Source organism: Nocardiopsis sp. NPDC101807, assembly GCF_044766605.1.
GTDB lineage: Bacteria > Actinomycetota > Actinomycetes > Streptosporangiales > Streptosporangiaceae > Nocardiopsis > Nocardiopsis tropica.
In genome coordinates this window covers 1-19979 of sequence record NZ_JBIWMK010000002.1, presented here as the reverse complement: position 1 = coordinate 19979, position 19979 = coordinate 1, and the positions used below count along the sequence as shown (strand labels likewise).

Genomic DNA, 19979 nt, shown 5'->3' with positions numbered 1-19979 from the left:
GGTGTTCACCCCGCGGTCGGGGGGATGGCACGCGGAGGGGCGCAGCACGCGCCGTTCAGGACGGCGGTCGCAAACCCCGGTGGTTTACCCGTGCCCCTGTGGCACTTCTCACTCGTTTGCGCTGCTGGGAGGGTGTGGGAGGGGAAAGGGATGTTCCGGTTCGCGTTTCCGCTCCACCGACGTCGGAACGGATGCTTTCCTCGTTGACCGGGAACGGATAGTTCGCCCAAACCACAAAAAAAGATGTTTTGCGGCGAAACGCATGCACCGGACCGGGCGCTGTGCTATGGCCCGGACATGGGCCCTGACCACGGGTTATGCCGGGATCGCACCACCCCGGGAGGGAGGGCCGGCGGCGGTGGGTCGCGGCACGGAAGGGGACGCCCCCAGGTGGGGCGCGTGGCGACCCCCGCCCCGCGGAAGGGGCGCGGGGAGCGCGAGGGAGCCCTCGTAGCCGCATCCGGTCAAACGTTGAATTCTCATTACTCTGGGTACTTGAACGACTCCGTAGGGTACTTGCAACCCATGGCCGCGCACGCCCTTTGTGCACATGGAAGGTCTTTGTTCTTGGCCTTTATGGATTATAATATATTTTGCGTTGTTTTGTCTGGTTTGTTGCGTTAAGTATTGCATGTGACACAAGTTGTTCCGAGTGTGATTTTCTGCCCGTGGAGGGAATTTCAGGACGAAGATGATTTTGGTAATGTGCCCGGTTGGATAAGGCGATGTGGCACGCTCTGTTGTCGTACGGCGGCCATGGGGGAATAGCGGATCGATCGGCGTCCGCCCGCCCCGCCGCCGGACGGCCACACCGTCGCGGCGACGGATCACGGCCGCCCCGCACCCGTCCGCCCGTCCGCCGTCCTCCCTCCCGAACGCGCACCAGGAGCCACCACGTGCTGTCCTCCCAGGAGTCGAACCGCCCCGAGCCCGTCCCCGTGGACGCGGTCCCGCACGCCTCGGTACCGGAGGTCTTCGCCGCGCAGGCGGCGCGCACCCCCGGCGCCCCGGCCCTGCTCGGCGACTTCCCCGAGGTGTCCTACGCCGAGCTCGACGCCCGTTCCGCCGAGCTGGCCCGCCTCCTGCGCGCCCGGGGGCTGCCCCGTGAGGGCGCCGTGCTGCTCGCCCTGGAGCGGGGCCCGCACGTGGTCACCGCGATGCTCGCCGTGCTGCGCGCCGGGGGCGCCTACGTCCCCGTGCACCCCGACGACCCCGCCGAACGGGTGCTGGCCGTCGCTGAGCGCACCGGCGCCCGCCTGGTCCTCACCGACCGCTCGTTCGGCCACCGCCTGCCCGAACGCCTGACGGAAACCGCCCGGGTCGTCGACCTGGACGGGACGGACGCCCCCGTGGCGGGCCGGGGCGCGGACACGGCACCGCCCGTGGTCGACGCGCGTGCGGCGGCCTACGTCATGCACACCTCCGGGTCGACAGGGGTCGCCAAGGGGGTGACGGTGACCCACGCCGACGTGGTGGCCCTGGCCCGGGACTCCCGCTGGGGCGGAGGCCGCGACCGCCGCGTGCTCTTCCACTCCTCGCACGCCTTCGACGCCGCCACCTACGAGGTCTGGGTGCCGCTGCTGCGCGGCGGGGCCGTGGTCGTCGCGCCCCCCGAACGGCTCACCGCCCCCGGCTTCGGCGCGCTGGCGCGCCGGCACGGGGTCACCTCCACCTTCGTCACCGCCGCCCTCTTCGACCTGTTCGCCGCCCAGGACCCCTCCTGCTTCGCCCCGCTGCGCGAGGTGATCTCCGGGGGCGAGGCCGTCCCGCCGGCAGCGGTCCGCGCCGTGCTGGAGGCCTGCCCCGACACGGTCGTGGCCAACGGGTACGGGCCCACCGAGACCACCACCTTCGCCACCCACTTCGCCGTGGACCGGGCCCGGCCCCCGCACCTGTCGGTCCCCGTCGGCACGCCCCTGGACGGCATGCGCCTGCGGGTGCTCGACGCCCGACTGCGCCCCGTGCCCCGGGGCGCGGTGGGAGAGCTCTACATCGGCGGCGCCGGGGTCGCGCGCGGCTACCACGGGCGCCCGGCCCTGACCGCCGAGCGCTTCGTGGCCGACCCCCTCGGCGACGGCGCACGGCTCTACCGCACCGGCGACCTCGTGCGCGAGGACGCCGACGGGATGCTGGAGTACGTGGGCCGCGCCGACTCCCAGGTCAAGATCCGGGGCTTTCGGATCGAACCCGGGGAGGTCGAGGCCGCCCTCCTCGCCCAGGAGGGGGTCGCCCAGGCCCTGGTCACCGTCCGCGAGGACGCGCCGGGCGCGCGCACCCTGGTGGGCTACGTGGTCGGCCCGGTCCCGGACACCGCGGTCCTGCGCGACCGGCTCTCCGCCCGCCTGCCCGGCTACATGGTCCCCTCCGCCGTCGTGGTCCTGGAGGCGCTGCCCCTGACCGCCAACGGCAAGCTCGACCACCGCGCCCTGCCCGCGCCGCCCACCCGCACCGTCGACTACGTCCGGCCGCGCGGGGGCGCCGAACACGCCGCCGCCGAGGAGTTCGCCGCGGCCCTGGGGCTGGAACGCGTGGGCGCGCGCGACGACTTCTTCGCCCTGGGCGGCGACTCCATCCTCGCCGCCCGCGTGGCCTGGCGCCTGGGCGAACGCCTGGGGACCGCCCTCGACCCACGCGCCCTGTTCCGCCACCCCACCCCGGAGGGCATCGCCGCCGCGGGCGGCGCCGGACCCCGCGAGGAGCCCATCGCCCGCGTGCGACGCGGGCGCCCGCTGCCGCTGTCGGCGGCCCAGCGCCGCCTGTGGTTCCTGCACCAGCTCGACGGGGACAGCGCCGAGTACCACACCGGCAGCGCCTTCCGCCTGCGCGGCACGCTCGACGTGTCCGCGCTCGGCCGCGCCCTGGAACTGCTCCAGGAGCGCCACGAGTCCCTGCGCACCACCTACGACACCGTCGACGGCGAGCCCGTCCAGTACGTGGGCTCCCCCGGACGCGCCCCGCTCACGGTGCGCGAGGTCGCCGCCGGGGACCGGACCGACCTCCGGGAGGAGCTGCACGCACACCTGCGGCGCGAGGTCGACACCCCCTTCGACCTGGTCACGGGGCCGCCCACCCGTGCCCTGCTGCTACGCCTGGGCGCCGAGGACCACGTCCTGGTCCTGAGCACCCACCACATCGCCTGCGACGGCTGGTCGGTCGACCTCCTGCACCGCGACCTCGCCGCCTTCCACCGGGCCGTCGTGCGCGGGGAGGACGCCGACACCGGCGCGGAACTCGACTACGCCGACTTCGCCGTCTGGGAGCAGGGCCGCTGGGAGGGCCCCGAGGCCCGGCGCCGCCTGGAGTACTGGGCGCGCACCCTGGAGGACGTCCCCCCGCTGGCCGTGCCCACCGACCGGCCCCGGCCCGCCCGGCGCACCACGGCCGGGGCCGTGCACCGCACCACCCTGGACGCCGGCCTGCTCCGGGGGCTGCGGGCCCTGGGCGCAGAACGCGGCGCCACGCTCTTCGCGACCCTGGCGGCCCTGACCCAGGCGGTGCTCTCCGCGGCCTCCGGCTCCGCCGACGTCGCCCTGGGGGCCGCCTCCGCCGGGCGCGGCCACCCCGGGCTGGAGGACGTGGTCGGCTTCTTCGTCAACCCGGTCGTGCTCCGCTCACGCCTGCGCCCGGGCACCACCGCGGCCGCGTTCGTCGAGCAGGTGCGCGCCGAGACCGACGCCGCCCTCGCCCACGAGATGCCCTTCGACCGCGTCGTCGACGCCCTGGTCACCGAACGCGACCCCTCCCGCGGCCCCCTGTTCCAGGCGCTGATGGTCCTGCAGAACGCCCACACCGGCGGGCTGGAGCTGGAGGGGCTGCGCACCGAGGAGATCGACCTGCCGCGCACCGCCGCCCTGGCCGACCTGGTCTTCGAGTACGCCGAGCGCGAGGGCGTCCTGCGCCTGGCCGTCGAGTACAACACCGACCTGTACGACGCGGGGCGCGTGGAGGCCCTGGCCGACGCCCTGTCCCGCCTGGCCGAGGCCGTCGTCGCCGACCCCGGTCTGGACCTGAGCGCCCTGGACCTGCGCCCCGCGTCCGAACGTGCCCTCCTGGAGACCTGGGAACGGGGCCGCGCCCAGGCCGGGCCCGTCTCCGTGACCGCGGCGTTCGCCGCGCAGGCGGCGCGCACCCCCGACGCCCCGGCCCTGCTCGGCGACTTCCCCGAGGTGTCCTACGCCGAGCTCGACGCCCGTTCCGCCGAGCTGGCCCGCCTCCTGCGCGCCCGGGGGGTGGGCGCCGAGGAGGCGGTCCCGCTGCTGCTGGAGCGGGGCCCGCACGTGGTCACCGCGATGCTCGCCGTGCTGCGCGCCGGCGGCGCCTACGTCCCCGTGCACCCCGACGACCCCGCCGAACGCGTGGCCTGGACGGTCGAACACACCGGGGCCCGCGTCGTCGTCACCGACACCGCCTCACGCCCCCGCCTGCCCGAGGGCGTCGGCGCCCACGTGCTGGTCCTGGACGGGACCGACCCGCACCCGCCCGGCCGTGTCGAGGGCCCCCTGCCCGTGGTCGACGCGCGCGCGGTCGCCTACGTCATGCACACCTCCGGGTCGACGGGCGTCCCCAAGGGGGTGGCAGTGACCCACGCCGACGTGGTGGCCCTGGCCCGGGACTCCCGCTGGGGCGGAGGCCGCGACCGCCGCGTGCTCTTCCACTCCTCCCACGCCTTCGACGCCGCCACCTACGAGGTCTGGGTGCCGCTGCTGCGCGGCGGGGCCGTGGTCGTCGCGCCCCCCGGGCGCACGGACGCGGAGGAGTTCGGCGCGCTGGCGCGCCGGCACGGGGTCACCTCCACCTTCGTCACCGCCGCCCTCTTCAACCTCTACGCGGCCCAGGACCCCTCCTGCTTCGCCCCGCTGCGCGAGGTGATCACCGGGGGCGAGGCCGCCAACCCCACGAGCGTCCACCGTGTCCTGCAGGCCTGCCCCGACACGGTCGTGGCCAACGGGTACGGGCCCACCGAGACCACCACCTTCGCCACCCACCACCCCGCCGCGCGCACCCGCGAACCGGTGCGCGCCGTCCCCATCGGCACGCCCCTGGACGGCATGCGCCTGCGGGTGCTCGACAGCCTCCTGCGCCCCGTCCCCCCGGGCGCGGTGGGAGAGCTCTACATCGGCGGCGCCGGGGTCGCGCGCGGCTACCACGGGCGCCCGGCCCTGACCGCCGAGCGCTTCGTGGCCGACCCCCTCCGCGAGGGCGGACGGCTCTACCGCACCGGCGACCTGGTCCGCTGGAACAACTCCGGGGAGCTGGAGTACACCGGCCGCGCCGACTCCCAGGTCAAGATCCGGGGCTTTCGGATCGAACCCGGGGAGGTCGAGGCCGCCCTCCTCGCCCAGGAGGGGGTCGCCGAGGCCGTCGCCCTGGTCCGGGCCGCCCCCGGCGGCGGGCGACGGCTCCTCGCCTACGTCGTCGCCTCCGAGCCGGGCACGGGGCAGGAGGAGGCCGAGGGGTGGCGCCGCGCCCTGGCCGCCCGCCTGCCCGGCTACATGGTCCCCTCCGCCGTCGTGGTCGTCGAGGCGCTGCCCCTGACCGCCAACGGCAAGCTCGACCACCGCGCCCTGCCCGAACCCGGGAACGACCGGGAACACGCCGCCCCCCGGACCGAGGCCGAACGCCTCCTGGCCGAGGTGTTCGCCTCCGTCCTGGCCGTGGAGCGGGTGGGGGTCCACGACGACTTCTTCGCCCTGGGCGGCGACTCCATCCTCAGCATCCAGGCGGTCTCCCGCGCCCGCGCGGCCGGGGTGGAGCTGACCAGCCGCGACGTCTTCTCCCGCCCCAGCGTCGCCGCCCTGGCCGAGGTGGCGCGCGTGCGGACGGCCGGGCCGGCCGGGACGGGACCGGTGAGCGGCCCGGTCACCCCCACACCCGTCATGGGCTGGTTCGACCGCACGCACCCGGTGGCGCCCGACCACTTCGCCATGTCCGTGCTCCTGGACCTGGCCCGGCCCCTGCGACCGCGCGCCCTGCGCACCGCCCTGGCGGCGCTGGCCGACCACCACGACATGCTCCGCCTGCGCCGCGACGGCGACGGCCCGCGTGTGGCCGAACCCGGCTCCGCGGCCCCGCCCCTGGACGTGGTCGACCTGACCGGGCACCCGCCCGAGAGGGCGCACGACCTGGCCTCGGAGAGCGTCCGCGCCGCCCACGCCGGCCTCGACCTGGCCCACGGGCCGGTCTTCGCCGCCGTCCTGCTCGACTCCGGCGCCGCAGGCTCCCGGCTGCTGCTGACCGCCCACCACCTCGTCGTGGACGGGGTGTCCTGGCGCGTGCTGCTGGAGGACCTGGCCACCGCCTACCACCAGGCGCTCCGGGGGGAGCCGGTGGACCCGGGGCCGCGCACCACGCCCTTCCCCGTGTGGGCGGACCGCCTGGCCCGGCACACCGCGGAGGGGGCCTTCGACGCCGAACTCGACACCTGGGCCGCCGTCGCCGCCACCCGCGTCGAACTGCCCCGCGACCGCCCCGGCCGGGGCAACGGCCTGGTGGGGGACCAGCGGGTGGTCACCGCCGGGCTGACCGAGGAGGACACCCGCCGCCTGCTGCGCGAGGCCCCCTCGGCCTTCCGCACCCGGGTCAACGACCTGCTGCTGGCCGCCCTGGGCCGCGTGCTGTGCGACTGGACCGGGGCCCGGAGCGTCCCCGTGGACCTGGAGGGCCACGGCCGCGAGGACCTGTTCGAGGACGTGGACACCTCCCGCACCGTGGGCTGGTTCACCACCGTCTTCCCCGTCGTGCTCACCTCGGCCCCCCGCTGGGCCGACCAGATCCGCACCGCCAAGGAGACGCTGCGCGCGGTCCCCGGCAACGGCCTGGGCTACGGGGCCCTGCGCCACCTGGGCACGCCCCGGCAACGCGCCCGCCTGGAACGGGAGCCCGCGCCCGGCGTGAGCTTCAACTACCTGGGCCGCTTCGACACCGCGCCGGGCCGGGACGCCCTGCACACCGGCCTGCGGCTCAACCCCGGCGGCGAGCACTCCCCGGACGAGGAACGCGCCCACCTGGTCGAGGTGGTGGGCCGTTTCGAGGGCGAACGCCTGGTCTTCGACTGGTACCACGCCACCACCGTCCACGACACGGCCACCGTGCGCCGCCTCGCCGACCGCCTGGCCGCCGAACTCGCCGACCTGGTCGGCTTCTGCCTCGACCCCTCCCAGGGAGGGGCCACCCCCTCCGACTTCCCCCTGGTGCGCCTGGACCAGGCCCAGGTGGACCGCCTCGTCGGCGACGGCCGCGACGTCCAGGACGTGTGGCCGCTCACCCCCATGCAGCAGGGCATGTTCTTCCACTCCGTCCTGGAACCCGACTCCGGCTCCTACCTGGAGCAGGTCGTCGTCGACCTGACCGGGGTCGGGGACCCCGGCTCCCTGGAGCGCGCCTGGCGTGAGGTGGTCGCGGCCACCCCCGTCCTGCGCGCCCGGGTGGCCTGGGAGGGGCTCGGCGAACCGGTCCTGCTGGTGCACCGCGGCGTCCCCGTCGAGGTGGTCCACCGCGACCTGCGCGGTGCGGGGGCGCAGGAGCGCGAACGGGCCCTGGCCGACCACCTGGCCCGGGACGCCTCCCGGGGCGTGGACCCCGCCCGCGACCCGCTCCTGCGCGTGGCCCTGCTGCGCACCGGCGACACCTCCGTGCGCATGGTGTGGACCTTCCACCACATCGTCCTCGACGGGTGGAGCCTGCCCCTGGTCCTGGAGGACCTCCTCACCGCCCACCGGGGCCACGCCCCGGCAAAGCGCCCCGACTTCCGCGAACACCTGCGCCGCCTGGCCGGGCGGGACGCCGAGGAGGCGCACGCCTTCTGGCGGAAGGCGCTGGAGGGGGTGGCCGAACCCACCCCGCTGCCCTACGACCGGCCCCCGGCCGCGCTGCGCACCGCGCGCTCCTCCGCCCGCGTCCAGGCCTGTCCGGCCCCCGCGCGGGCCGAGGCCGTGCACGCCTTCGCGCGCGCCCACGGGCTGACCGTCAACGCCCTGGTGCAGGGGGCCTGGGCCCTGCTGCTGTCCGCGTACTCGGGCCACACCGACGTGGTCTTCGGCGCCACCACCTCCGGCCGTCCCGACGACATGCCCGGCGTGGAGGCCGCGGTGGGGCTGTTCATCAACACCCTGCCGGTACGCGTCGCCGTGGACCCCGCCGTGCCCGTGGTCCGGTGGCTGCGCCGGCTCCAGGAGGACCAGGCGCTCTCGCGCACCCGGGACCACGTGTCCCTGGCCCGGGTGCAGGCGGAGGCGGGCCTGCCCGGCGACACCCCGCTCTTCGACAGCGCCGTGGTGTTCGAGAACTACCCGGTGGTCGGGGCGCCGCCCGGGGACGGCCCGCGCGCCGAGATCGTCACCGCGCTGGAGGCCACCAACTACCCGCTGGCCCTGAGCGCCTACGCCTCCGAGGGGCTGCGCCTGGTCCTGGGCCACGACCCCGCCTGCTTCGACACCGCGACCGCCGAGCGCCTCCTAGCCGACCTGGAGCGCATCCTGGTCTCGCTCACCGAGGACCCCGAACGCCCCCTGGGCCGCGTGGCCGGCGCCGACCCGGCCCGCTCCCTGGCCCTGGCCGAGGGCGGCGGGAAACAGCCGCCCCGCACCACCGTCACCGCCCTGTTCGCCGAACGCGCCGCCCGCCACCCCGGGGCCACCGCCCTGATCGGGGCCGACGGCGCGTGGACCTACGCCGACCTGGACGCCGAGGCCGAGCGGGTCGCCGACCGCCTGCGCTCCCTCGGCGTGGGCGCGGAGTCCCGGGTGCTGCTGCTCATGCCCCGGTCGCCGCGCGTGGTCGCGGCCGCGCTCGGCGTCCTGCGCACCGGGGCCGCCTACGTCCCGGTGCACGAGACCGTGCCGACCGCGCGGGTCCGGTCCCTGGCCGGGGCCCTGGGCGCGCGCGTGGCCGTCGCCGATCCCGCCATGGCCGGGCGCTGCGCGGACCTGGAGGCCGTCGTCGGCTACGCCGCCGACGGCGCCCTGACCGGCGCCGAGGGAGAGGGGACCGGGGGCGGGGGCGCCGGGGACCCGGCCGGGCGGGGTCCGGCGCACGAGCACACCGCCGCCTACGTCATGTTCACCTCGGGCTCCACCGGCGTCCCCAAGGGCGTGGTGATCGACCACCGGGCCGTGGTCGCCCTCAGCGCCGACCACCGCTGGAACCACGGCCACGACAGGGTGCTCTTCCACTCCTCGCACGCCTTCGACGCCGCCACCTACGAGATCTGGGTCCCGCTGCTCAACGGCGGCACCGTCGTGGTGGCGGACGGTCCGCTCTCCGCCGACGCCCTGCGCCAGCACACCGACCGGCACGGGGTGAGCGCGGTCTTCCTCACCACCGCCCTGTTCAACCTCTTCGCCCAGCAGGACCCGGAGTGCTTCGCGGGACTGCGCGAACTGTGGACCGGCGGGGAGGCCGCCGACCCCGCCTCCCTGGCGCGGGTGCGCCGCGCCTGCCCCGACACCTCCCTGGTCCACGTGTACGGGCCCACCGAGACCACCACGTTCGCCACGTGCGCCGCGGTGGACGAGGAGGAGGCCCGTGCCGGGCACTGCCCCATCGGCCGCCCCATGGACGCCACCGGCGCCCACGTGCTGGACGGCGCCCTGCGGCCGACGCCGCCGGGGGCGGTGGGGGAGCTGTACCTGTCCGGGCCCGGGACCGCGCGCGGTTACGACGGTCGCCCCGGCCTGACCGCCGAGCGCTTCGTGGCCGACCCCTTCGGCGACGGGGGCAGGCTCTACCGCACGGGCGACCTGGTGCGCCGGGCCGCCGACGGACGCCTGGTGTTCGTCGGCCGCGTCGACGGCCAGGTCAAGCTCAACGGGTTCCGCGTCGAGACCGGGGAGGTGGAGGCCGCCCTGCTGCGCGGACCGGACGTCGCCCAGGCCGTGGTGCTGGTGGCCGAGGCCCCCACCGGGGGGCGCAGGCTCGTCGCCTACGTCACCGGGCACGGCGTGGACCCCGAGGCGACGCGGGAGCGGCTGACCCGCGAACTGCCCGCCTACACGGTGCCCGCGGCCGTCACCGTGCTGGAGTCCCTGCCGCTCAACAGCAACGGCAAGGTGGACCGGGCCCTGCTGCCCGAACCCGCCTGGACGCGCGCCGCCGCACCCGTCCACGTCGAGCCGCAGACCCCCACCGAGGAGGCCGTGGCCCAGGTGTGGGCCCGCACCCTGGGCCTGGAGCGCATCGGACGCGACGACAACTTCTTCGAGATCGGCGGGGACTCAGTGCGCAGCCTCCAGGTGGTGCGCGAGGTCGAGAGCCTGCTGGCCGTCACGGTGCCCACCCGCCTGCTGTTCGACCACCAGACGGTGCGCGCCTACGCCGAGGCGGTGGAGGACGTGCTGCTGGAACAGATGTGACACGGCGCGGGCGCCGCCGGGCCCTTCCCGGCGGCGCCCGCCCACGGTCGGCGCCCGGTTCAGCTCGTCCCGGGGCAGTCGTCGGGGTCGATCAGGGGAAACAGCTCTGCCCTGGCATGTACCGGGTCTCGTGGAGCCGTGTTTGCGGATTCCCAGGCCACGGTGCTCGACTGTCTCTTCTCGAACTCTACGGGTGTCAGCCACCCGATCACTGAGTGCCGACGCTGCCACGCCGAGCCCTCAGAACATACGGAAGTCCCGCGCATGGGTGAGCAGGCCACCTACCTCAGCCCGGTGGTTGTGCCTGCCTCTTCCCGTGTGACGGCGGACCAGAACACCGGAAGGACGCTGTGGCGACTCCACCGACCGAGGCCAGGCCACACATGATCGAGGCGTGGTACGAGGCGGCCACCGCCCTGGGCCTCGACGTCCAGGGCGAGGACGACCTTCGTCATGGTGTGGGCGGGCGAACCGTGAGCGGCCCCGTCGTCCACCCCGATGAAGGCCGGGCGTGGCTGCGTGTCATGTCCGCGCCGGCACCGGGGGGCCGGTTGTGGGAGGGCAACCCGTCGGCCGAGAGGCTTCTGCCCCCGTACATCCCCCGGCCCCGGCTGTTGGCCGAACACACCTGGGGTCAGGGCCCGGTGTTCCAGGCCCTGCTGTTCTCCTTCGTCGAGGCGTCCCCGGTGTCCGCCACAGCCGACCTGCGCGCACCGCTCTCCCCCAGTGTCGACGCCGGCTGGTGGGAGGAGTTGCGCACGACGCTTCACCGGCTCGGCCAGGTGCCCGTACCCGAAGGGCGCCGGAGCCACACCCCGGGCTTCCTCGAACGCATCCCCACCCACCTGCCCGAGGTGGGAGAGGCCGGGGTGGGCCTGGATGTGGGGACGTGGGTGACCTCGCACGCGGACCTGCACTGGGCCAACCTCACCCACCACCCGCTGGTGCTCATGGACTGGGAGGGGTGGGCTGCGGCCCCGGCGGGGTACGACGCCGCGGTCCTGCACGCCTACGCCCTGGCCGAACCCGGCGCGGCCGCCGTGGTTCGTGAGGTCTTCGCCGACGTGCTGGACACCGAGGAGGGGCGGCTGGCGCACCTGATCATCTGCGCCGAGATCGTCCAGGCCGGTGAACGGGACCCGCTCCACCGAAGACTGGCCCCGTACGCGCGCCGCTTCGCCCTGAGCCTGTTGGCGGATTGACCCGGCCTTCGTGACCTGGCAGGTGGAGGTCCGTCCCGGTTGCACAGGGATGGGTCCCACTCGAACGAAACCGGTTCCCGCCGCTCGATCGACGAATCGTCTCTGGCGTATCCCGTCCACATCCGGCCACTGCCATGACAGGCTCTGTACGCACAGTTACAGTCGCCTCGCAGTGGAATCCCCGAGGGAAGGCCGGGCCATGGGCAAGCACTCGAACCCCGACAAGCCGCAGGACCAGCGCGGCGACCCCAAGGACAACGACTCCCAGTACCCCAGCCCGCACGGCGGCGGCGGGGAGAAGCAGGGCAAGTGATCGTCCCGCACAGTGAACGCAGGGTCGCCCTGGCCGCCCGGTTGGCGGACCGGGGCGTTCTGACCGATCCGGCCTGGCGCCGGGTCGTGGAGTCGGTGCCCCGGCACGCGTTCCTGCCCGACACCGTCTGGAGCCTGGACGTCGACGCCGGGGACGGCACGCTCGCCCCTGTCCCCCGCTCCCATCCGGACCGGTCCCAGTGGGCCTACGACGACGTCTCGGTCATCACCCAGGTCGACGACGGCGCCCCCGCACTCCCGGACGGGCGTGGAGAGCGGGCCACGTCCTCGGCGTCCCAGCCCTCCCTGGTCGTGGCCATGCTCCAGGCCCTGGACGCCACCGACGGAATGGACGTCCTGGAGATCGGTACCGCGACCGGGTACAACTGCGCACTGCTGTGCGAACGCCTGGGACCGGAGCACGTCACCTCCGTCGAGATCGACCCGACCCTGGCCCGCCAGGCGCAATCCAACCTGGCCGCCGCCGGGTACGAGCCGTGGTTGGTGGTCGGGGACGGCACCGAGGGAGTTCCCGGCCGGGCGCCGTTCGACCGGGTGCTCGCCACGGTCGCGGCACGCGACATCCCCGGGGCGTGGATCTCCCAGACCCGACCCGGCGGGGTCGTCGTGACCCCGTGGGCGACCGGGTTCGCCACCACGGCCCTGCTCCGGCTGGTCGTGGCGGAGGGGGGTGTGGCGCACGGACGCGTGGTCGGCGACGCACCGTTCATGTGGCTGCGCGACCAGCGGGTGCCCTCCGGACAGTGGAGGGACTTCGTCGACGAACAGGCCCCCGGCGCGGTCGGGTACCGCACCACCGTCGACCCGATGCCGGTGTGCGACGCCGACCCCTCCGGCGGTCTGGCCTTGACGGTGGGGGCGTTGGTGCCGCACCTGAACACGGCCCTCTACCGTGCTGCGGATGACAGTGGTGAGGCGACCGTCTACCTGTTCGACCGGCGGGGATCGTGGGCCCTGGTGGAATACGTCCCCGGGGACGCGGACCTCGAGGCGCACCGGTTCGGCCCCCGCGACCTGTGCGCGGAGATCGACCACGCCCGCCGCGCGTGGGAAGCGGCGGGGTCTCCAGCCCGCGAGCACCTGGGGATCTCGGTGACCGCCACCGGCGAGCGGCGGTTGTGGGTCGAGGAGCCGGGCAACCTGCTCCCGGGCGTGCCGGGTGGTCCGGGAACAGGCGGTGCGCGTCCTCATGTCACGTGCTGGTCTTGACGGAACCCGGAGCGCCCCTGGGGAGCCGGCCACCGCTGCGGTGTCCAAGGGGAGAGTACCGGCCCGGGACACGCTCCGGTGGGAGGGCGGGGCACCGTCCACGACCGCGACCCGGGGGTGCCGTGCGGCACGGGTGGTGTGCGGTCCGCACAGCCCGTCCGGGTCCGCCCCCGGCGCGGGGACCACGTAGGCCGTCACCGCCTCGATCCACTTCTCGTCGGCCACCCCCACCACCGCAGCCTCGGCCACCCCCGGATGCGCGAACAGGACGTCCTCAATCTCCTGGGAGGACACCAGCACGCCGCCCGTGTGCAGACGGCGGCGCCTCGTGGCTGATCGGCGCCACAGTCGCCGTTGAGTCGCTGACGCACATCCTCGGATACTGGCTCACCCGCTCCGGGGCGCCGCTCGCGTGGCCGTTCCTCGTTCGCGGTAAACGGTGGTGGATGTTCAAAACACCTATGCCATTCCATACCGACAAGCCCCCAATGGAATTGGTCATTATGTGGGGGTCTCTGGACGTATCGGGCCTCGCGCTTCTTCTCGGACTTCCTTCAGTTCCCGTGGCCTGAGAGCCCTATGAAAAGCGGGTTTCGCGTCTACCATTGATGTATGGACGCCCTCACCGCCATCACGGGAACCTTTGGACTCCTCGTTCTGGCGACCCTGCTCAGCTGGACCCAGATCAGGGAATTCATCACCTCACAGATGGACCGCCGTACCGCGCTGGAGTAGAAGAAGCGCGACAGCTCAACCCCCCGGCGGTCTGTCAGTGCGGGCACGGCCGCGCCTACCACTCGCCTGCTGAGGCGGGGGCGGCGCGTGCGCCGCTGAGATCGAGACGCCGGACACCCCGCCTCGGGATTGCCGGTGCCAGCAGTACGTGGGCCCGGATCCGCTCCCCGAATTCCACGTGTGACCGCACACCTCGGCCCCTGTTTTAGCGGGGGCCTTCTTCGTTGGGTGGGTCCCTCAATCTCCCCACAAGGGAACACTTCCCTGCGTAGGCTAGCTGCGCCCATGCCTCCAGAGGAAAGGCCCCCGATGATCAGCGTTTACGGCAACCTCCCGTGCGAACCCGAGCCCGGCGCGACCCCTCCGAAGATCGAGCTGCACGTGAACCACTCCGCCCTAGACGTCCAGATGGACTTCGTGCACATCGGCGAGGAGTTCCTCCAGCACGACAAGATCGCCCTGTCGAAGCTGTCCGAGGAGGAACTCCAGGAGCAGGCAGACGCGCGGGCGCTGTTGTGGAAGCACGTGCTCACGTACTGGGAGCAGGGCAAGGCGAACGGGTTCGACCCTGCCACGCGACCTGAATGGGAGTCTGTGGCTGGAATGTTGGACTTCGTCCAGGCGCTCACTGGGAATGCGCAGGAGATACTGCGCGAGGAGTAGTCCCAGCCGCGGAAGGCCCCACCTGCGAGTGCGGCCTTTCTCATGTCAGGTGGCGGTGCGCAGGAACGCCGCCCACTCGCCGCGCGGGATGTCCAAGTGCCCTTCGTGGGGGTGCTTGGAGTCGCGGATGGCGGTGCCGGCGGGCAGGTCGGCGACCTCGACGCATTCGTGGGAAAAGGCGCTGTAACTGCTCTTGCGGAACGCGACCTCGACACAGTTGCCGCTGCCGCTGCTGTAGGAGGACTTGAAGAAACCGAGTTCGTTCACCCCTGTGATGTACCCGCTGGGGCACGGGACAGCTGGCCGGATGCGGTCAGGCTTTGCTGCCGTGATTCGACTCCGCCTACTCCACGAGGAACCCGGCCAAGTCCAAGGGCTCCATCACCCGGTAGGAAAACTTGCCCGCTTCATCCACGTGGACGTGCTCGGGCCATCCCTGGCTCTTGAACCGGTCGAACAGGTCGGGGCCTCCGCTTGCGACGACGAGCGGCAGGTCGCCGGCGAAGATGGTGATCACGTGGACCTGCTGGCATTCGCAGGCGACACAGAAAGCCAGGTCGGTTCCGGCCTGGGCAAGGGTGTCGAGTGCGGCGGGGTAGTGGACGGAGTGGCCTGCAGCGCAGGCCGTGAGGGTGGAGGGCTGTTCCATGCGGGGACGCTAGCAGGCCGCTGGTCGGGGCGGGGGCAGTATCCGAGTTCGGCTGCTGGGTACGGTGCCGTCATGCTGTTCCTTCGCGCTCTGCCTGAGGACGGCCCGGACATCGCCCGCTTGGTCGCCGCCGCGGCTCCGAGCTTCGGCGCGAAGGGGTACTCCGAGGAAGTCGCCCTGGTCGCCGTTGACGCCGGCGTGCTCGTGGGCTGGATCGGGGGTGTCCTCGATGGTGCGTACATGGGCCCTGGCACCGCGATGCCACCTCCGCACGGGTACGTCCTGCCCCCTGGTGCTGGACCGCCGGATGGAGGCGGCAGGGTGTCGGTACAGGGTTGCTGGACGCGTTCGTGAACGAGGCTCGGGACACGGGCCGGTCGTGGGTGTTCCGGTTCCCGGACGAGGGTGAGGGCGTGGAGGGACGTGTCCGGTTCTTCGAGCAGGCCGGGTTCGAGGCGGTCAACGACCCTGGCGAGGAGGGGCCCGCGATGGGGCGGTGGGCTCAGTCCTTCAGCTGAGCCTCAAGGGCAGCCCGCGCCTCTTCCCGGTGGCGGATGATCGTAGCCTCAAGCTCCTCAACTGAGGGGCCTCCCGGCGAGTACGCGGCGGTGGCTGCGTCACGTGGCGACATGGAGTCGCGAGCGATGCGCCCGGCTCTCAGGGTTCGTGCAGCGGCGGCACGTACCTCAGGCCATGACTTGGGCGACAAAAGTTTCTCCGTTCTGTTTGCACATCACGACGCCAGGTAGTCCAGGGCGAATCCGAGGAAGAACAGCGGGACGGCGATGCCGCGGATCAGTCTTTCTAATTTCTGGTTGGAAAAAGCATTCCCCACGAGGGTGACAAGGCGTGGCCCTGCCCACACAGTGGCGATAAAGGCACCGATGATTAATAGTATGGACAACAGTCGAAATCCAACTATGAAGAACGGGTCATTGGGTTGCTCTGCGGTGTGCGCCACGTACACCAGAGGGGCTCCCACTAGCCCGGCGAATAGATAGGCCGTCCTTCCGGATAGCGCCGCGTGCTTCGGCCCCCTGATCTGCCTTCCCCACTCGATCAATCGTTCTCCACCGATGAGGTCAAGCACGATCGTGGTTCCCGCGAGGAACGCCATGAACTTCCCGACGCGCGCTGCCCAGAGCACGGACATGCCGTGGATGCTGTGTTCGGTGAGTTGCTGCCCGGACCACCAGAGGGTCCAGGCTTCGGTGAGGGTGAGGTCCACGCGGGGAGCGTAGGGCTATAGGGGTAGCGGTGAAGGTGAGTGGCCGCTTCCGGCCAAGTGCGCGAGGCGCCCCAGAGCCATCCCTACGCTGTCTCCGCAACCACCACCGAGGAGCCACAGGTGAACTCACGCAAGCGGATCCGGATTGAGATCGACATCTACATGAACGAAAGCCACGAAGAGGCGTTTCGGGCCGAGCACGGCCTTGTTTCCAGCGAGCGTTTGGCGCCGAAGGTATACGAGGTGGTTAACGACCGGCTCAAAAACGCAGGTCCGTGATGTTCTGCCACGGGGTACAGGGAAATCTGAGGGGCGCCCGAGCGGGACGGGCGCTCCACGTCAGAACTGAATGAACAGCTTCTCGTGCACGTCCGCGCGCCACACGAACGCGCCGATCGTGCCATGCCCATACCAACCCGGCTTGATCTCCACCCGGAGTTCTGGGTCATCCACGAGGTCACCCATGGCTTCCCGCTGCTCCTCAGCGGTCCTGTACGGCTGAGTGAGCACCAGGGCGGGCGCGCCGTTCAGGTGCCACTGGGTGGTGTGGTCCATCCACCCATGCGGGGTGCAGTACGGCGGGTTCGAGCACATGCCCTTGCGGAGCCAGTGCAGGCTGTTGCATCGGGTCGTGGACAGTTTCAGCCCGAGGGGTTCCACCCACTCGGTGAGATCGGTGCGGGCCTGTGCTGCACCGTCGGGTCCGTATGGCCAGCGACCGTTGGGGAGGAACTTCTTGGAGCGCTCCTCGACGTCGTTGAGTCGTTCGTGCCACTCCGGGATGGTGTGCTTCCAGCAGGCACGGAAGTGGCCGGGGAAGTAGAGGCCGCGGTGCTTGCACGCCTGACAGTCGGGGTCGGCGAGTTTCATGGGGGGTCCTGTCCTGTTCAGGCGTTGGGGTTGCGGTACTCGATTGAGTACTTGATGTTGACCGGCTGGGACACGCTTGCGCGCTTACTGTCGAGGTAGCTGCTGAGCGGCTCGATGTACCCGCCCTCGCTGTCGAGAACGACTGGGGCCAGGTCGCTGTCGATGGCGCCACCGTCGGTCGCGGTTGCAACGACAGCCCACCCGATGATGGGTTCGGTCCAGGCCTTGGTTCCTGTGGTGAAGGTGACCTGCCATCCGGGAGGGGCGGCGGAGATGTTCATGGGGGCGCCGGGAACGAACTGCATGGGGAGCCTTCCTCTTGGGGGTCGTACTCCCGCATTGTTGCGCGGGTGGCGCACGAATGCGGCGTGAATCAGCAGAGCCGCCCACGGCTGTGCGGGGCGCTCCCACGGCGAGAACACCCCGAAGCAGAATCAGTCCTCGCCTAGAACCAGCGCGATGTCCTCGTCGGAAGCGCTGGTGCGCGCCCACTCTGTCAACACCTCGCATAGAGCCTCCGGCACGCCCGGCGTGATCGGGAGCGGTATCTCCGTCAGCTGGTCCGTGATCAGGTCGATGTGCACCCACATCTCACCGTGGTCATCCGCGACTTCGGCGTACCCGGCCACTCCGTCACCTCCAGCGGCGATGATGTCGCCCGTGCGGTAGTCCGTGACCTCCCAGTCGCCGTCGAGGACCAGGCTCCCATCGATGACGGTGTGACCCTTCGCTTCGTAGTCGGCGAGGAGGGCTTCCTCGCGCTTCTTGTAGTCCTCCTCGTACTGGAGGACAGCGCGGATGTGCTGGTGGATAGGGCTGTCGACCATGGGTCATCTCCTCCGGAACGGGGCGCCGACACGAACTGCCGGAGCCCGTGTCGGTTCAGCTAAACAGCATTTTGCGCAGACTCTCTTGATCGTCGGGGGCGTTCTTCCAGAACTCGTCGTCCGAGATTGGGAGCGGAGTGAGCCGATGCGGCGCTCCACAACGAGAGCGCCCCGCGAGGTCAGCCGCGCGAGACGTTCAGGGCGAGCAGGTCCGTCCGCCCCTTCTCGATGAGGTACTGGATCAGGTCCATGTCTCGGCTGGGGTGGTCGTTGAAGATGACGTTGAACAGCGGCTTGCCCGCTTTCACCCGCTCGCGCTCTGCTTGTCCTGCGGCACGGCGAGTGGGGAACTCGTCAATGCTGATGTTCGCCGCGAACTCCATCCATGAGGACCTTTCGATGTGGCTCTGAAGACGGTCGCTCATCTTGTCGCTGATACCGAGGTAGAGCAGGCGTCCGTCTCTGTCGTGCGCGGTGTACAACTTGGTGATTGCTGACGGGTCCACCCGCTCGGCAAGGGCGACCTCCAGGAGCTCGCGAGTCGCGCTCCCTTTGACGGATGCCGCGTCTTTCGGAGAATCCTCTTCGGGTAGTCCGAGAAGGCGCATGCTCACGCCCTGGGCTGTCCTGACATAGATGGGGTGGATGTCCACGAGTCCCCGGTGCGCCTCGGGATCGAAGAGCTCCCAGGTGGGGGCGATCACGTCTGGTTTGTCACTGCCGAGATGCTTGCGGCAACGCTGCTCGATCAAGACGCGATCCGGTGCCGTTCCGGGGTCGAGGGCGGACACCTGACCGCCGTACTCGGGGACGTAGGGGCTCTGCCAGCCGCCGTAGTGCTCTCCGGTCTGAACTGTGTACCTGCATCGCCGCTTCTGGCCGTCGCTGGCGGCGATGCACTGCGGGCCCTGTGGTCCGTAGCCGTCCTCGTCGCGGAACAGGAGGAGCTGATCGCCATGGAGCTGCGCTGGGAGGACTCCCTCCGCGCGGCCGGCCACAAGGTTCCCGACGCCATGGACGGCGTCCGATGAGGGCCGAAGGCCCGCTGAGACCTCCCGCGGACTCCATGTGGCATAGTGCGCGGAGACCCCGGGGTGGCTCCCCGGGGAGGGCCCGCGGGGAAGAGACTGAGCGGGCCCGGCCCCCACCCACTGATCCAAGTGGGCGGGGGTTCCCAGCAACCCCGCACCGCGCTCCATCCCCACGTACGCGGCCCCGCTCAGACGGGGCGGTCGCGGAGCTCGCGCTTGAGGATCTTGCCCGAGGCGTTGCGCGGCAGCTCCTCCACCAGCCGCACCGCCTTGGGCGCCTTGAACGGCGCCAGGCGCTCCCGCACGTGCTCCGCCAGCAGACCCGGCAGCGCGTCCGCGTCCGCCCCCGGCGCGGGGACCACGTAGGCCGTCACCGCCTCGATCCACTTGTCGTCGGCCACCCCCACCACCGCGGCCTCGGCCACCCCCGGGTGCGCGAACAGCACGTCCTCGATCTCCCGGGAGGCCACCAGCACGCCGCCCGTGTTGATCACGTCCTTGATCCGGTCCACGACCTCGATGTAGCCCCCGGCGTCCGCGCGGACCAGGTCGCCGGAGTGGAACCACCCGTCCCGGAACGCCTCCGCCGTCTCCTCCGGCTTGTCCCAGTACCCCTGGCACAGCTGGGGCGACCGGTACACCACCTCGCCCAGCTCCCCCGGCGCCACGTCCCGGCCCCGCTCGTCCACCACCCTCAGCTCCACGAACAGCGCCGCCCGCCCCGCCGACGCGGGCCGCCCGGCGTGCTCCTCCGGGCGCAGCACCGTGGCCAGCGGGCCGATCTCGCTCTGCCCGAAACAGTCACGAACGACCTCGGCGACCTGGTTGATCTGCAAAACCCCAGTTCAGAGCTATCGGTAGCGGTCAGCAGCTGGCAGTAGAA

At 72.0% G+C, this 19979-nt stretch carries 16 protein-coding genes and 1 pseudogene; 8 read left to right on the top strand and 9 right to left on the bottom strand.

Features of this window, described 5'->3' with window-relative positions:
• The first annotated feature begins 896 nt into the window (after positions 1–896).
• The 3 genes from ACIRPH_RS05300 (at position 897) to ACIRPH_RS05290 (ending at position 13093) form a co-directional block, all read left to right on the top strand.
• Positions 897–10349 (top strand): amino acid adenylation domain-containing protein, encoded by a 9453-nt coding sequence (locus ACIRPH_RS05300; RefSeq protein ID WP_402909599.1) that lies wholly within the window; start codon positions 897–899, stop codon positions 10347–10349.
• 350 nt (positions 10350–10699) lie between these two features.
• On the top strand, positions 10700–11551 hold the full coding sequence (locus ACIRPH_RS05295) for a phosphotransferase (RefSeq protein WP_402909596.1): 852 nt from the start codon (positions 10700–10702) through the stop codon (positions 11549–11551).
• Between the two features lie 309 nt (positions 11552–11860).
• Entirely contained in the window at positions 11861–13093 is a 1233-nt protein-coding gene (locus ACIRPH_RS05290; RefSeq protein WP_402909593.1) for a methyltransferase domain-containing protein, read from the top strand.
• Between the two features lie 150 nt (positions 13094–13243).
• Here the strand turns inward: ACIRPH_RS05290 and ACIRPH_RS05285 are convergent.
• A pseudogene (locus ACIRPH_RS05285) lies at positions 13244–13408 on the bottom strand (acyl-CoA synthetase); the annotation flags it as partial.
• A gap of 297 nt (positions 13409–13705) precedes the next feature.
• Between ACIRPH_RS05285 and ACIRPH_RS05280 the strand changes: the two are divergent.
• Positions 13706–13828, top strand: a complete 123-nt coding sequence (locus ACIRPH_RS05280) for a hypothetical protein (RefSeq protein ID WP_402909590.1) — start codon at positions 13706–13708, stop codon at positions 13826–13828.
• 309 nt (positions 13829–14137) lie between these two features.
• Positions 14138–14491, top strand: a complete 354-nt coding sequence (locus tag ACIRPH_RS05275; protein ID WP_402909588.1) for a hypothetical protein — start codon at positions 14138–14140, stop codon at positions 14489–14491.
• A 45-nt stretch (positions 14492–14536) separates the two neighbouring features.
• Here the strand turns inward: ACIRPH_RS05275 and ACIRPH_RS05270 are convergent, their stop codons facing one another.
• Both ACIRPH_RS05270 and ACIRPH_RS05265 read right to left on the bottom strand, forming a co-directional pair.
• Entirely contained in the window at positions 14537–14758 is a 222-nt protein-coding gene (locus ACIRPH_RS05270) for a DUF397 domain-containing protein (RefSeq protein ID WP_402909585.1), read from the bottom strand.
• A gap of 76 nt (positions 14759–14834) precedes the next feature.
• On the bottom strand, positions 14835–15140 hold the full coding sequence (locus tag ACIRPH_RS05265) for a hypothetical protein (RefSeq protein WP_402909582.1): 306 nt from the start codon (positions 15138–15140) through the stop codon (positions 14835–14837).
• A gap of 350 nt (positions 15141–15490) precedes the next feature.
• On the opposite strand from ACIRPH_RS05265, the gene ACIRPH_RS05260 reads away from it, so the two are divergent.
• Complete coding sequence (locus ACIRPH_RS05260) at positions 15491–15658, top strand: hypothetical protein (protein WP_402909579.1); 168 nt, start codon at positions 15491–15493, stop codon at positions 15656–15658.
• Between the two features lie 215 nt (positions 15659–15873).
• Here ACIRPH_RS05260 and ACIRPH_RS05255 read toward each other — a convergent pair whose 3' ends face one another.
• Entirely contained in the window at positions 15874–16368 is a 495-nt protein-coding gene (locus ACIRPH_RS05255; protein WP_402909576.1) for a hypothetical protein, read from the bottom strand.
• 120 nt (positions 16369–16488) lie between these two features.
• Here ACIRPH_RS05255 and ACIRPH_RS05250 point away from each other — a divergent pair, with 120 nt between their 5' ends.
• Positions 16489–16647, top strand: a complete 159-nt coding sequence (locus tag ACIRPH_RS05250) for a hypothetical protein (RefSeq protein ID WP_402909573.1) — start codon at positions 16489–16491, stop codon at positions 16645–16647.
• Between the two features lie 60 nt (positions 16648–16707).
• On the opposite strand, the gene ACIRPH_RS05245 is transcribed toward ACIRPH_RS05250, so the two are convergent.
• From ACIRPH_RS05245 to ACIRPH_RS05230, 4 genes are all read right to left on the bottom strand, one after another.
• Entirely contained in the window at positions 16708–17238 is a 531-nt protein-coding gene (locus ACIRPH_RS05245; protein WP_402909570.1) for a hypothetical protein, read from the bottom strand.
• Positions 17239–17255: 17 nt separating this feature from the next.
• Positions 17256–17543 (bottom strand): hypothetical protein, encoded by a 288-nt coding sequence (locus ACIRPH_RS05240; RefSeq protein WP_402909567.1) that lies wholly within the window; start codon positions 17541–17543, stop codon positions 17256–17258.
• Between the two features lie 129 nt (positions 17544–17672).
• Entirely contained in the window at positions 17673–18065 is a 393-nt protein-coding gene (locus ACIRPH_RS05235; RefSeq protein WP_402909564.1) for a hypothetical protein, read from the bottom strand.
• Between the two features lie 179 nt (positions 18066–18244).
• Positions 18245–18856, bottom strand: coding sequence for a hypothetical protein (locus ACIRPH_RS05230; RefSeq protein WP_402909561.1), 612 nt, complete (start codon positions 18854–18856; stop codon positions 18245–18247).
• 45 nt (positions 18857–18901) lie between these two features.
• On the opposite strand from ACIRPH_RS05230, the gene ACIRPH_RS05225 reads away from it, so the two are divergent.
• On the top strand, positions 18902–19096 hold the full coding sequence (locus ACIRPH_RS05225) for a hypothetical protein (RefSeq protein ID WP_402909559.1): 195 nt from the start codon (positions 18902–18904) through the stop codon (positions 19094–19096).
• 188 nt (positions 19097–19284) lie between these two features.
• On the opposite strand, the gene ACIRPH_RS05220 is transcribed toward ACIRPH_RS05225, so the two are convergent.
• Positions 19285–19932 (bottom strand): AMP-binding protein, encoded by a 648-nt coding sequence (locus ACIRPH_RS05220; RefSeq protein ID WP_402909557.1) that lies wholly within the window; start codon positions 19930–19932, stop codon positions 19285–19287.
• Positions 19933–19979 lie beyond the last annotated feature (47 nt).

Coding starts and splice junctions, on each gene's coding strand:
- ACIRPH_RS05280 (WP_402909590.1), top strand. CDS start 13,706: ATGGACGCCCTCACCGCCATCACGGGAACCTTTGGACTCCTCGTTCTG.
- ACIRPH_RS05245 (WP_402909570.1), bottom strand. CDS start 17,238: ATGAAACTCGCCGACCCCGACTGTCAGGCGTGCAAGCACCGCGGCCTC.
- ACIRPH_RS05275 (WP_402909588.1), top strand. CDS start 14,138: ATGATCAGCGTTTACGGCAACCTCCCGTGCGAACCCGAGCCCGGCGCG.
- ACIRPH_RS05235 (WP_402909564.1), bottom strand. CDS start 18,065: ATGGTCGACAGCCCTATCCACCAGCACATCCGCGCTGTCCTCCAGTAC.
- ACIRPH_RS05240 (WP_402909567.1), bottom strand. CDS start 17,543: ATGCAGTTCGTTCCCGGCGCCCCCATGAACATCTCCGCCGCCCCTCCC.
- ACIRPH_RS05265 (WP_402909582.1), bottom strand. CDS start 15,140: ATGGAACAGCCCTCCACCCTCACGGCCTGCGCTGCAGGCCACTCCGTC.